The organism is Arthrobacter sp. ISL-72 (assembly GCF_018613755.1).
Taxonomy (GTDB): Bacteria; Actinomycetota; Actinomycetes; order Actinomycetales; family Micrococcaceae; genus Arthrobacter.
Genome location: NZ_JAGGPP010000010.1, coordinates 60,155 through 72,344 on the forward strand (window position 1 = coordinate 60,155; position 12,190 = coordinate 72,344).

The 12,190-nt window shown below is 64.2% G+C and carries 10 protein-coding genes and 3 pseudogenes; 4 read left to right on the forward strand and 9 right to left on the reverse strand.

Going from position 1 to position 12,190, the window contains the following annotated elements; translation table 11 throughout:
* Positions 1–132: 132 nt before the first annotated feature.
* The 8 genes and pseudogenes from J7I92_RS11660 to J7I92_RS24580 form a co-directional block, all read right to left on the reverse strand.
* A complete protein-coding gene (locus tag J7I92_RS11660) occupies positions 133–699 on the reverse strand; it encodes a MarR family transcriptional regulator (protein WP_311380295.1) in 567 nt (188 codons plus the stop codon).
* A 377-nt stretch (positions 700–1,076) separates the two neighbouring features.
* Entirely contained in the window at positions 1,077–1,334 is a 258-nt protein-coding gene (locus J7I92_RS11665) for a hypothetical protein (RefSeq protein WP_214840642.1), read from the reverse strand.
* Positions 1,335–1,627: 293 nt separating this feature from the next.
* On the reverse strand, positions 1,628–1,789 hold the full coding sequence (locus J7I92_RS24575; RefSeq protein ID WP_396020376.1) for a hypothetical protein: 162 nt from the start codon (positions 1,787–1,789) through the stop codon (positions 1,628–1,630).
* A complete protein-coding gene (locus tag J7I92_RS11670; protein ID WP_311380296.1) occupies positions 1,780–2,598 on the reverse strand; it encodes an NAD(P)-dependent oxidoreductase in 819 nt (272 codons plus the stop codon). The genes J7I92_RS24575 and J7I92_RS11670 overlap by 10 nt, the downstream gene beginning before the upstream one ends.
* An 18-nt stretch (positions 2,599–2,616) precedes the next feature.
* Complete coding sequence (locus J7I92_RS11675) at positions 2,617–2,889, reverse strand: hypothetical protein (RefSeq protein ID WP_214840644.1); 273 nt, start codon at positions 2,887–2,889, stop codon at positions 2,617–2,619.
* A 97-nt stretch (positions 2,890–2,986) separates the two neighbouring features.
* A pseudogene (locus tag J7I92_RS11680) lies at positions 2,987–4,323 on the reverse strand (2-hydroxycarboxylate transporter family protein).
* Positions 4,324–4,367: 44 nt separating this feature from the next.
* Complete coding sequence (locus tag J7I92_RS11685; RefSeq protein WP_214840646.1) at positions 4,368–5,534, reverse strand: glycerate kinase; 1,167 nt, start codon at positions 5,532–5,534, stop codon at positions 4,368–4,370.
* A 1-nt stretch (position 5,535) separates the two neighbouring features.
* Positions 5,536–6,638, reverse strand: a pseudogene (locus J7I92_RS24580) (tartrate dehydrogenase).
* 168 nt (positions 6,639–6,806) lie between these two features.
* Between J7I92_RS24580 and J7I92_RS11695 the strand changes: the two are divergent.
* From J7I92_RS11695 to J7I92_RS24585, 4 genes and pseudogenes are all read left to right on the forward strand, one after another.
* Complete coding sequence (locus J7I92_RS11695; protein ID WP_214840648.1) at positions 6,807–7,715, forward strand: LysR substrate-binding domain-containing protein; 909 nt, start codon at positions 6,807–6,809, stop codon at positions 7,713–7,715.
* A 347-nt stretch (positions 7,716–8,062) separates the two neighbouring features.
* Positions 8,063–8,944: a helix-turn-helix transcriptional regulator gene (locus tag J7I92_RS11700; RefSeq protein ID WP_214840650.1), complete on the forward strand. Its 882-nt coding sequence runs from the start codon at positions 8,063–8,065 to the stop codon at positions 8,942–8,944.
* The gene (locus tag J7I92_RS11705; RefSeq protein ID WP_214840652.1) at positions 8,941–9,144 is read left to right on the forward strand and encodes an NAD(P)H-binding protein; all 204 of its coding nucleotides are present in this window, start codon (positions 8,941–8,943) and stop codon (positions 9,142–9,144) included. Before J7I92_RS11700 ends, J7I92_RS11705 begins: the two co-directional genes overlap by 4 nt.
* Positions 9,141–9,374: pseudogene (locus J7I92_RS24585) on the forward strand (NAD(P)H-binding protein); the annotation flags it as partial. The gene J7I92_RS11705 and the pseudogene J7I92_RS24585, both read left to right, overlap by 4 nt.
* Before the next feature lie 23 nt (positions 9,375–9,397).
* On the opposite strand, the gene J7I92_RS11715 reads toward J7I92_RS24585, so the two are convergent.
* Entirely contained in the window at positions 9,398–12,154 is a 2,757-nt protein-coding gene (locus J7I92_RS11715) for a rhamnogalacturonan lyase (RefSeq protein WP_251039826.1), read from the reverse strand.
* Between the last annotated feature and the right edge of the window lie 36 nt (positions 12,155–12,190).

Sequence of the window (12,190 nt, forward strand, 5' to 3'; positions counted from 1 at the left end):
GATGGCACCCATGAGCCTCCCTGGACGTCACGGCAGTGGTCCTCATACCGGAGTGGGTCGGCCGGCGCAGATATTCTTCGCATAGTGCGTTTGTCATGACCCAACATTTTAGGGAGCGATTGTCTGCGCGGTTCAGCGGCTCCGGCCAGCAGCGCTGCCGGCTTGGTGGTCGGCGACGTCTTCCACACGTTCTACATTCGCGGGTTGAGAGACGCTGATTTGGGGCTGGACCTCCGGCAGCAACCATCGCGCTTCCTCGTCCGGGGCAGTCAGAGCGCGCACGATGACCTGTAGTTCCGATCGCAATTTATCGCTATCAACGGCCGCGCTTTCCAGGACTGACCGTTCCAATCCGCGGGCCTGTTCCCTCGCTGAAGTCCCCGCATCCGTGATGGATACAACCTGGCTGCGCCGGTCGGATTGGCTGCGCTGGCGATCGATGTAGGCATAGGACTCCAGTCGCATGAGAGTTCTGCCGATTGTTTGGGCCTGTACACGGACGACCTGTGCAAGCATGGACTGCGTCATCGGTCCTTTGGCTTCCAGGACGTCCAGTGCGATCACTCCGGCGTGAGTCAGTCCAATGTCGCCCAGCTTCGCGTTCCACGCGTTTTCGACGAGCCGAGCCGCAGTGGATAACAGGCGGCCGGTAGGCCACAGTCTCATGTCAGGCATAGGCGAAGTATAGACCGGAGGCATTTGTGCGCAAGGGGCCTTGGCCTGCCAGCTCTGCACGGGGGGCAGCCTGATACCGGGAGGCATTTTCTCGCTATCAGGCGTCCACACGAGACTTGAGCAAGCGCATCCGGAAACGGAATCAGGCCTAGCCGGCCCCCAATCGGAGCGGTGTTGGAAAAGGTTGCGAGGCAGGATGAAGCGACGGCGGTCTCAAGGCACATAGCTGCAGGCCCCGTTCAAGCGGCTCGCCGGGACTGACTGGGGACTGGAAACCTACGCTAACTGTGCATGTTTAGGACTGCGACTCGAGAACCGGGAAATCCGAGACGGTGCCCGTACTGCCGGGCCGGTCAGTGGGCCCGACCCGGGGAGACATCAGAGGGGGGACAACGACCTGACTAGACAAGGTCAGGGGCGCTTGCCACGATATAATCCGTCGCGGCCGGACCGGTCATAGCCAGCCCGTTGTTGCCTGGCGCGATCCCTTTTTCCCCGAGGACGTCCCAAAATCTCTGGGGAGGTTCCGGTGTGAGGCTGTTGATCAGGCACCAGCTTGTGTACAACCCGTACAGCTCATCCCCGCTCAATCCGCCGTCGGTTTCGCGGTCTCTCGTGACCGCCTCCGCGAGGAAGCGGTCAAAGTGCGTTGAAGTCATATCAGTTCCTTTTACGCCATTCCCATGAAGTCGCCGGTCTGCTTCAGCGCGATCGAAAACCGCCCCAGACAGCTCCTAGACACAAAAGTAGCGACAGGCAGACAACTCTGTCCACTTTGCCAAGCGCACCTGCGCCGGGACCACCGGCTCTGCATGGAATGGGGCGGACATTTGGAGCGGCGGAGGGACTGTCGGAATAACGGTGGATCCGCGGTTGGCCTGACACGCCGGGCGGTGCCTGGCGGGGAGGACTGATCATGAGCGGAACCATGGATCCCATGGCGAGTGAGGGGTTATCGGTCGACGGGGTGGTCTGGTTCGCGGCCGGCGAGCACATCGATTATGGCGTGGGCCGCTGCCAGGGCGGCCCGTGTCCGCGCTTGCGCTGTTTGGCCCGCGAGGTGTGAGGTGATGATCAGGTTGTTTAGGCCCCGCAGTGGACTGTTCAGGGGCAAAGGTTCGTGCTCGAGAACGTCGAGGGCGGCGCCGGCGATGGTGCCGGTGCCAGGGCTTTGGCCAGTGCGTCTTCGTCCACGAGGGAGCCGCCGGCGGTGTTGATGAGGACTGCTGTCGGCTTCATCGTTTGCAGCCGGGGGCCGTCGATGAGCCGCCGCGTGCTGTGGTCGGCCCGCGTGTGCAAGGACAGGTAGTCCGCGTTCCGGATGACGGTGTCGAGGTCGGTGAAATGCACGGCCGGGTCGTCGGTATCCGGGTGGGAGGTGCTGACTTGGACGGTCATTCCGAGGGCGGCCCCGATCTGGGCTGTTGCGCGGCCGCTGGGTCCGTAGCCGATGATGCCGAGGGTTGATCCGTGCAGTTCGTGGCCGGCCCCGCGGGGCCAGCGGCCCTGTTGCACGGCTGCGGTGACCTCGGCGAGGCGGCGTGCTGCCATGATGACCAGGCCGATGGTCAGCTCGGCGACGGAGTGGTGGTTGGTGCCGGGTGCGTTGCAGACGCGGATCCCCAGCGCGGTGGCGGCGGGGACGTCGATGGAGTCGTAGCCGACGCCGCTGCGGGCCAGGACTTTCAGGCGGGGCGTGTCGGTGAGCATGTCAGCGGTGACTGGTTCGCTGGCGAGGATGGCGCCGTCGACGCCGTTGAACAGGGTTTCCCGGTCGGCGGGTTCCCTGGGTCCGGTGTAGGGAAAGTAGACGGGTTCGTGGCCGTGCCGGCGCAGGAGGGTGTCGATCTCGTCGCCGGCGGTGAGGTAGCCGGTGGTGATCAGGATGCGCGCTACGGTCAGGTGCGTCCTCTCTACTGTGATGGTGCGGTGAGATGCCGCTTAAGCGGACGGTTCCGGTGCGGGGTCGATGAGGGTTTTGTAGCCGTCGTGGCGGTGGAAGATGCGGCGCCCTTCGCAGCCGCCCTGGAGGATCCAGATGAGGGAGCCGTCGGCGGAGACGGCATCGACGGCTCCGGCGAACGGCGTTCCGCCCTGGTCAGGGCTCAGCAGCACGATGTTGTCGCCGGGGGTGAGTTCGCGCCAGTCGGCCACGACTGAGCGTCGGTAGCCGTGGCGGGTGGGCTGTGCTGTCGGTGTCTGGGCTGTGTCCATCGGAGGGGTCCCGTCAGGTTGTTGTAGGTGCAGGGAGGCGGAACCGGTGTGGTTCCGCCTCCCTGGGTGGTTCTGCTGTGGAGTGGGTGGTGGCCGTTTAGCCGGCGGTGAGGTGGATCAGGGATGCTGCGGAGATGACGGTGGTGACGCCGCCGATGCGGGTGGAGATTTGGGCGAAGGGCATGAGGTTCATGCGGTTGGAGGCGGAGAGGATGGCGACGTCGCCGGTGCCGCCGAGCCCGCTGTGGCAGACGGTGACGAGGGAGGCGTCCACGGGGTACATGCCCAGGGCCTTGCCGACGTAGAAGCCGACGAGGGCCATGGTGATCACGACTGCCGCGCAGGTGATGACGTAGCCGATGGAGAGGACGCTGATGACGTCGGCCATGGGCACGTAGAGCATCCCGAGTCCGATCATCGTCGGATAGATCAGGTGTTTGGAGATGATGGCGTAGACGGCGCGGGAGGAGCCTTCGACGCTGGCGGGGACGATGCCTGCGACTTTGAGGATGACGGAGAAGACGATGACCAGCACGGGTGCGGGCAGGTGGAGGAAGGGTTCGGCGAGGCTGGCCAGGACGAACATGCCGCAGATGAGCAGGATGCCCATGGCGTAGTTCGGGTTGGCCTGGACGGTGTCGTGGTGCGCAGCTTCGAAGATCTCGGCGTCGTTGGAGCCCTTCTTGGGCTTGACGAGCATGCCGCCGCCGTCGAGGTGGGCTTTGCGTTCACCTAGGCGGCGGAGCATGCCGGCGAGGATGATGGCGACGATGTTGCCGATGACGGCGGCCGGGATCAGCTGTGCGATGAAGTCCTGGGGGGTTCCGCCCAGAGCGTTGGCGTAGGCGGCGGAGAGGGGGATGACGCCTTCTCCGATGCCGCCGCCGATGATGGGGACGACGATGTAGAACAGGGCGCGTTCGAAGCTGTAGCCAAAGAGCATGGCGACGCCGATGCCGGCGGCTACGGCTGCGGCCGTTCCGGCGACGAGGGGTGGGAAGATGCGGACCAGGGCCGGAGCATCATGGTCCGGTGCATGCCAAGGATGCTGCCGACGACCAGGGTGCAGATGACGAAGTAGAGGAAGTTGGCTTCCTTCATCAGGGCTGTGGTTGCTTCGAGCATGTTGGCGTTGAAGACGCCGAAGTAGACGAGCAGGGACGGGACCATCAGGCAGACCAGGGCGCCGCCGCCGATCTTGGAGATGACCGGGAGCCGGTTGCCCAGCGGGCCGAGCAGCATGCCGAAGGCTGTGATGATTGCCAGGCCGCCGATCATGTTGGTGGGGACCGCGTCGAGGGCGCCGGCGGTGATGACGATGCCGGCCATGATGACCGGGACGATCAGTGGCACTCCGCCCAGCTGGAACCGGGGGACCCGTGTTGGTGCTTCCGTGCTTTCTGTGGTGGTACTCATGGTGGTTTCTCGCTTCATTGGGAGGGTGGGCGTCGCTGCCCGGGTGATAGGTGTCTTGTCCGTTAGTTCGCGGAGCGGGCGGATCGCTTCCGGACCGTGATTTGTGCTGCGAGGCGTTCGAGCAGCGGTTCAGCGTTGCGGATGGCAGTGGCAATATCCGGTGCTATGTCCGTGATCGCGTGAATGGTGTCGAAGTCCGGGTGACGGGGTGCCGGCGTGAGCTGGCTGGACCCGCATACGGCGATGGTGGGGATGTTGTGCCGGGCTGCTGCCATCAGCACGCCCATCGGTGCTTTGCCGTGGAAGGACTGATCGTCCAGGCGGCCTTCGCCGGTGATGACGAGGTCCGCGCCGGCCAGATGGGATTCGAAGTCCAGCAGTTCCATGATCAGTTCGATTCCCGGGCGGGCCGTGGCGCCGAGCACCGCCAGCGCGGCGTAGCCGATGCCGCCCGCGGCACCGGCACCGGGAAAGTGCGCGGCTTCGGGGGCGACAAGAGAGGCGAAATGGCCAAGCGCCCGGTCAAGGACGGTGACGTCCTCGCTGCTGGCGCCCTTTTGCGGGCCGTAGACGGCGGCGGCGCCGTCCGGACCGCACAACGGGTTGGTGACGTCGGTGGCCAGGATGATCTCCGTATCCCAGATTCGTGGATCAAGCCCGGAGATGTCGACCGTGTGCAGATCCAGCAGGCTGATCCCGCCGGGGTACAGGACCGCACCTGATCCATCGCGGAGGGACACGCCCAGGGCCTGGAGCATGCCCGCTCCTCCGTCGGTGCAGGCGCTGCCCCCGAGGCCGATGATGATCCTGCGCGCCCCGGCGTCGAGGGCGGCCAAGATGGCATCACCGACGCCGCGGCTCGTGGCGCTCAGCGGGGACAACGGCCGGTCACCGCGCATGGCCAGGCCTGAGGTCAGTGCGGTCTCGATCACGGCCGTGCCGTCCTTGAGAGCCAGGGTCGAGGACTGGAGATCGTTATCCGGTCCGGTCACGGAAATTGGATGCGCGACGTATCCGCTGGCGAGAAAAGCATCCAGGGTTCCGTCGCCCCCGTCGGCGACCGGCAATTCGATCACATTCAGTCCAGGCTGGTCCTTGCGGAGGCCATGGGCGATGGCCCGGGCCACCTGGGATGCGGTCAAGGAGCCTTTGAACTTGTCCGGCGCGATGAGCACCGAGAGACCTGCTCCACTGACGCGGAGCCGGTCTTCGACTTGGGTAACGGTCATTTCAGTGGTTCGTTGCGGTCAGGGCCACGGCCGTAATCTCTTCGGCGACAGTCTTGCCCAGGATTTCCGTGGTGGCTTCGCCGCCCAGATCCGGGGTGAGGATGTGCTTGCCGCCGTGTGCCAAGACGTTTTCGAAACCTTGCTGGACAGCTGCCGCGGCCTCTCGTTCGCCGAGGTGTTCGAGCATCATCGCAGCACTCCAGATCTGGCCAACCGGGTTCGCGATGCCCTTGCCGGCGATGTCCGGCGCGGAGCCGTGGACCGGTTCGAAAAGGCTGGGGAACTTGCGTTCGGGGTTGATGTTCCCGCTCGGGGCGATGCCGATGGTCCCCGTGCAGGCCGGGCCCAGGTCCGAGAGGATGTCGCCGAACAGGTTGCTGGCGACCACGACGTCGAACCAGTCCGGGTGCATCACGAAGTTAGCCGTCAAAATATCGATGTGGTACTTGTCGACCTTCAGGTCAGTGAAGCCTTTGGCCATCTGCTCCACGCGCTCATCCCAGTAGGGCATCGAGATGGAAATGCCGTTGCTCTTTGTCGCTGACGTGAGGTGCTTCTTCGGCCGGCTCTGCGCAAGGTCGAAGGCGTACTTCAGGATCCGGTCAACACCGGTGCGGGTCATGACGGTTTCCTGGATCACCGTTCACGGTCAGTGCCTTCGAAGATTTTCCCACCGATGCTGGAGTATTCGCCCTCGGTGTTCTCCCGCACGACGTAGAAGTCCACGTCCCCGGGCACGCGGCCGGCCAGGGGGCTGTCCATTCCTGCCAGCAGCTTTACCGGGCGGAGGCTGACGTACTGGTCGAAACCGCGGCGGAACTGGAGCAGGCTGCCCCAGAGCGAGACGTGGTCCGGGACGACGTCCGGCCAGCCCACGGCGCCGAAGAAAATCGCATCAAAAGTGCTCAGCTCTTCGAACCAGTTATGCGGCATCATCTTGCCGTGCTTGGTGTAGTAGTCGGCATTCGCGTAGTCGAACTGCGTGGTCTCCAGCTTGAAGTCGAACGCCTCGGAGGCTGATTCCAGTGCCCGCAGGCCCTCGGGCACAACTTCCTGGCCGATGCCATCTCCGGCGATGACTGCGATGCGGTGTGTCCTGGTCATGATCATGGTCCTTCTCGTGTTTCGAACGCCGTTGTCCCGGGTCGGGGTGCCCTCAGATGGCAAGTACTTCGGCCGTGTGCTTCCTGTCACACAAGCGTACGAAACAAGAAGCCTGCGATTAAGAGCCTGTGAGACAATGCAATTTTTCCTGAAAAGAAAGAATCCGCTATGGACCTGTACCAGATAGATGACCTGGAGTTCTTTGAGCAGATCGCCCGCTCCCAGAGCCTGACTGAAGCCGCCCGGACCTGGGGCAAAGGTGTGGCCTCGGTCAGTAAACGCCTCAGCGCACTGGAAGCGCGCCTGGGCGTGACGCTCATCAGGCGCAGTACCCGCCGGCTGACGCTGACCGAAGAAGGGCACCGCTACGCCGCCGGGGCACTGTCCATCCTGCAACAGAAAGCCGACCTCGAAGACCTGGTCTCCCACCAGCACGGCGAGCTCAAAGGCAGGATTACCGTCCACTCCACGCTGGGCATCGGGCGCGCCCACATCGCACCGCTCCTTGGTGAATTCGTGCTCGAACACCCGCGGATCCACGTCAATCTGGAACTCTCCGCCCTGCCGCTGAACATTTCCGGCACGAACTTCGATATCGCCATCCGTGTCGGAGCACTGGAGGACTCCAGACTCAAAGCCAAGCTCCTCGCCCGGAACCGCAGGATCGTCTGCGCCGCTCCCCAATATCTGGAAAACAATCCGCCGCTTCAGAACGTCGAGGACCTCGAACACCACAACTGCATCGTGCTGCGCGAAAACAACGCCGACTACGCCCTCTGGCGGTTCGGGGCCGGAAACCAGCAACAATTCGTACGCGTCAACGGAAACATGGTCAGCGACGACGGTGACGTCGTCACCGGTTGGTGCGAACAAGGCCTCGGACTGATAATGCGCTCCAGCTGGCACGTCGGTCCCCTCATCCAAAGCGGGAAGCTCCGCCAGGTCCTTGACGATGTTCCAACCCCCGACGCCGACATCCACGCACTGTACTCCGCGACGACACAGACGCCCCGACGCATCACTGCTGTCATTGACCATCTCCGCGAAGGCCTCACCGCGCGTCTCAAAACGCGCTGAGTGGCAGGATATTGTCTCCAAAAACTACAGCTTTTCAAGACAACCCTCCCAAGCTCAGGTGGGCCGGTCGAGTTGGCGGAAAAGCCGGACTTCTTATGTCTCGGAAACGCATCTCACCATAAAACGTGTCGCCGGGGATGCATCCTGGACTTTTCGAGTCAGAATGGCCTGGTGAGACAACTAGGCCCCACGCGCGTCAGTACTTCCAGCGCCGGGCGGGCAGTGGGGGCGCGTGCGGGTTTCATGCTTCCCATGCAACCGTGATTCATTGACGGCCGGGAGTCACTGACGTTCAGGGTAATGACAGTCCCTCCCTCGAGGATTAGTCGCCGCGTAGCGTTGATGCCATGACACACAGCGACGACGTGCGGAGGTTCCGTACCTCCCGCCGAGCCAGAATCACGCCTGAGGAGGCAGGACTGCCCCTCTACGGCGGCAACCGCCGGGTCACCGGCCTGCGCCGCGAAGAAGTCGCCATGCTCGCCGGGATGAGCGTCGATTACTACGTCCGGCTGGAGCGCGGCAACCTCACCGGGGCGTCGGACAGCGTCATCGAGGCCCTCGCCCGGGCACTGAAGCTCGACGACGCCGAAACGGCCCACCTTTTCGACCTGGCCCGCGCTGCCACCGCCACCCCCCGCGCGCGGCGGAAGCGCAGCCCGCAGACAGTGCGGCCAGGCGTGCAGCGTGTCATTGATGCGATTACGACGGTTCCGGCATGGGTCCGCAACGACCGGGGGGACGTCCTGGCCGCCAACGAACTCGGCCGCGCCCTGTACCTGGACATGATGGCGGAACAGACCATCCCGCCGAACAGCGCACGGTTCACCTTCCTGAACCCAAAAGCGCGGGAGTTCTTCGCCGACTGGGAACGCAGCGCTGACGACATCGTCGCTGTCCTGCGGTCCACCGCGGGCAAGAACCCTTACGACAAAGACCTCACGGACCTGATCGGTGAACTCTCAACACGAAGCGAGGAGTTCCGCACCCGGTGGGCACGGCACGACGTGAAGTACCACCGCACCGGCCGCAAACGGCTCCACCACCCGATCATCGGCGACTTGGACCTGACCTTCGAGGCCCTGGAGCTGCCCGGAGAACCGGGGCTGCGCATCAACGTGTACACCGCCGAACCCGGGACGCCGTCGGAGGACGCACTGAAAGTCCTGGCCAGCTGGGCCGCCACCCAGCGTGAAACGACCAAAGCCGCGGTCGAGGAGAAGAAATGACTAACCGTCCTTCAACAGTCTTGATTGCCGGCGCTACCGGCAGCATCGGCCGTTACGCGGTAGCCGAGGCCCTGCGCCACGGCTACACAGTACGGGCCCTCGTGCGTGACAAGACTCGCGCCGCGCGCATCCTTCCCGACGGCGCCGAGCTCGTGGTCGGCGCGCACTGGGCGGCCGCCGGACACGCATCACCCTCATGACTGCCATCGGCACCACCCGCGCTGGTGTCGCCTACGCCCAATGGAAGCTCAGGAGCGAGCGGCTCGTCCGGGCCAGCGGCAACCCCTACACGATCGTGCGGCCAGGCTGGTTCGATTACAACCAACCCGACCAGCGCAAGGTCGTCATGCTCCAAGGCGACAGACGACAATCCGGCTCACCCGCAGACGGCGTCATAGCCCGTGACCAGATCGCCCGCGTGCTCATCGATAGCCTGCACACCGATGAAGCTGATCACAAAACCCTCGAACTCGTCGCCGACCACGGACCCGAACAAGAGGACCTCGCCACAGTCTTCGGCTCACTGACACGTGACTCAGGTGAATCTCTCGACGCGGCCGAAGACACTGTCGACCTCCCCGTCGCCAAGGAACCAGAAAGGTTCCGCCAGGACCTGGCCACCGTCTCGGCAGAGCTCTCCATCGCCCCACTAACAGGAAGGGACCGCGTTAGCCCTCGAAAGCCCGGAGAATATTTTGGGCGTTGTAGTTGAGCGCCACACGAGCCGTGTCGGAAACCTTGTCGGGACCCTTCTGCTGGGGTCAAGAAGCCCACAAAGCGCTGGACAGCCTGAGCTGCCTTGGCTGCGTCGCCGTCCTCCACGGCCCTCGCGGCCTGTTGAAGACTTGCGGTGAGCTGGCTGGCTACGGGTCCGGTGATGTCGCCCGCCTCGACCAGGTCCTCAAGGACGTGCTGCAGCGCCTTCACGCTGCCCGGCATCCAGGCCGCATGCAGCGGGACGTCGGCGAAGTCCATGTCTGAAGCGAAGTAAAAGTCGGTGTAGGAGGGCTGGTTGTACGTCGTGTTCTGCCGGGCAACCTCTGCGCGGTACTGCGGATCGTTCATCAGCGTGTACAGCTTGTGATTGGTGACCTCCGTGCTCATGAACATGCGCAGGGCCGAGCTGTCCGCGGTCCGGACCAGCATCTCCTCGCGCCAGTCGCCCACCACGCCCGCCACCAGGCTTGGTGTGCCCTTGGTGCCGTTGTTCGTGCGGGTGCCGTCCGCGGTCAACAGCCGGCCGCGCTTCCAGTCGTCAATGGTGGGGGTCGAGTCCCCGGCGCCGTTGATGATCTGCGTGGTCATGTCCGCGGCCCACTTGATGCTCATGTTGGTGCCGGGCTGGCTGGTGGTGAGCTTGTCGCCGTCGGCGGACTGCATGCCGATGGCCCAGTTCTCGATGCCGGGAACGGAAGGATCGACGTCGCCGATCATGCCGCGTCCTGTGTCCTTGCCCGAGTACGCGCCGAACAACGTTTCCCCGGTGGCGGCGTCGCGCATGGCGTAGCCGTAGGGAGCGTAAGTGGCGCCCTCATGCACGGTGAAGATTTCCTTGCCGGGGCGGTTGGGGTCGATGTCGGTCACGTGCATGGCGTCACCGTGGCCCAGCCGCGCCTCATCGCCGGGAACCGCGCTGCCGGTTGGGAGGGTGTCGAAGGAGCTGTATAGCAGCGAGCCGTCGTCGTCGATTGTGGCGGAGCCGTATACGATCTCCTGCTTGCCGTCGCCGTCAACGTCGGATGCGCTCAGGGAGTGGAATCCCTGCGTGGTGAGCTTGCCGAACTCGGGGTCTCTCCCGTCCCGGCCGTGCGGTGAGTCGTTGAACGGGTTGGACATCGGGGCCCAGCCCGAGTCGATGTTCCAGACGGGGGAGAGGTTAACCCCGTCCCAGGTGTAGGTGGCAAGGGTGGTGCGCGTATAGTAGCCGCGGGCAAACACCGCTGCCGGCCTTTCACCGTCCAGGTAGGCGACGCCGGCCAGGAACCTGTCCACGCGGTTGCCCGGCTCGATACGGGGTAGGGCGTAGTCGCCCCACATGAGTCCGTCGTCGTGCCTGCCCGGTTCGTAGGCGACTGTCTTCAGTTCCCTCCCGGTGGCGCCCTCGAAGACGGTGAGGTATTCCGGGCCGGACACGATGAAGCCTTCGAAGGCACGCAAGTTGTTGCGGGTGCTGCGCGAGGGGGCGTAGACGTCCATGAAGTAATTGGTCAAAGCTTCGGCGTCGGCCTGGGACAGCGGGTACTTGTACTGCGGTGCAATGCCAAAGGCCTCCTCCAGCGTGGCGGGCCAGTTCCCGGCCTTCACCTCGGGGTGCTCGGTCCAGCCCTGGAACGTCTTCACCATGTGCTGGTAGTAGTCTCCGGCACTCATCCGGTAGTCATCTGCTTTGGCGTAGCCGGCGGCGAGGTCGGACTGCAGCAGGGTGATGAACGCATCGGAGGCAACGGTGCCGTCCGGGTTGTAGCTGGTGCTCTTCGTTCCCGGGGCGGTCTTCATCATCATCTCGGCACGCCCGTCGCCGTCGAAATCGTTGACGAGCATCTGTGTGTAGTGGGCGCCGGAACGGATATTTACGCCCAGGTCGATCCGGTGCAGGAGGGTGCCGTCCGCTTTGTAGGTGTCCACATAGGTGGTACCGGTGTAACCCACCTGCGATACATCCTTGGAGTTGTTCGGGTCCCACTTGACGATGAACTCGTACCGGCCGTCGCCGTCCACGTCCCCCACCGAGGCATCGTTGGCCGAGTAGGTGTATGCCTGCCCGGCAGGCGTGACGCCGTCGGCCGGCTTTTTCAGGGGAATGTCTTTGAAGTCGCCATGCCAGGAGGTTGCAGTGGCGCTTTCGTCCAATTCAATGCCTTCGACGACGGCCCGCACTTGATACGCCGAGGCGGCACTTCCTGCGGTGTCCAGGTAGTTCGTGCTGTCCGTGACCGTGGCGAGCTTCTGCCCATCCCGGTACACGTTGAAGTCGGTGCCGGTGAGGCCAGTGCCCGACGAACCGGTGGCCTCGTGGCCGAGGAGCCGCCAGCTCAGGAAGACTCCTTCGCATGTGCCTGCAGCCACCAGCCCACGGTCAAGATGGTCCAGCTGCGTGCCCTGCCTAGGAGAAGAAGGCGCGACGGCGGAGGCAGGCACGGCGAGGCAGCCAACGGTCAGGGCAACGCTGAAGGCAGCGAGGAGGCGAACAGAAGCCCTCTGGGGATTCATCGGGGAATCCTTTCACTAGGATGGCAAACGCTTTCC

Coding starts and splice junctions, on each gene's coding strand:
- J7I92_RS11665 (WP_214840642.1), bottom strand. CDS start 1,334: ATGACTTCAACGCACTTTGACCGCTTCCTCGCGGAGGCGGTCACGAGA.
- J7I92_RS11700 (WP_214840650.1), top strand. CDS start 8,063: ATGACACACAGCGACGACGTGCGGAGGTTCCGTACCTCCCGCCGAGCC.
- J7I92_RS11660 (WP_311380295.1), bottom strand. CDS start 699: ATGCCTCCGGTCTATACTTCGCCTATGCCTGACATGAGACTGTGGCCT.
- J7I92_RS11675 (WP_214840644.1), bottom strand. CDS start 2,889: ATGGACACAGCCCAGACACCGACAGCACAGCCCACCCGCCACGGCTAC.
- J7I92_RS11685 (WP_214840646.1), bottom strand. CDS start 5,534: ATGACCGTTACCCAAGTCGAAGACCGGCTCCGCGTCAGTGGAGCAGGT.
- J7I92_RS11705 (WP_214840652.1), top strand. CDS start 8,941: ATGACTAACCGTCCTTCAACAGTCTTGATTGCCGGCGCTACCGGCAGC.
- J7I92_RS11715 (WP_251039826.1), bottom strand. CDS start 12,154: ATGAATCCCCAGAGGGCTTCTGTTCGCCTCCTCGCTGCCTTCAGCGTT.
- J7I92_RS11695 (WP_214840648.1), top strand. CDS start 6,807: ATGGACCTGTACCAGATAGATGACCTGGAGTTCTTTGAGCAGATCGCC.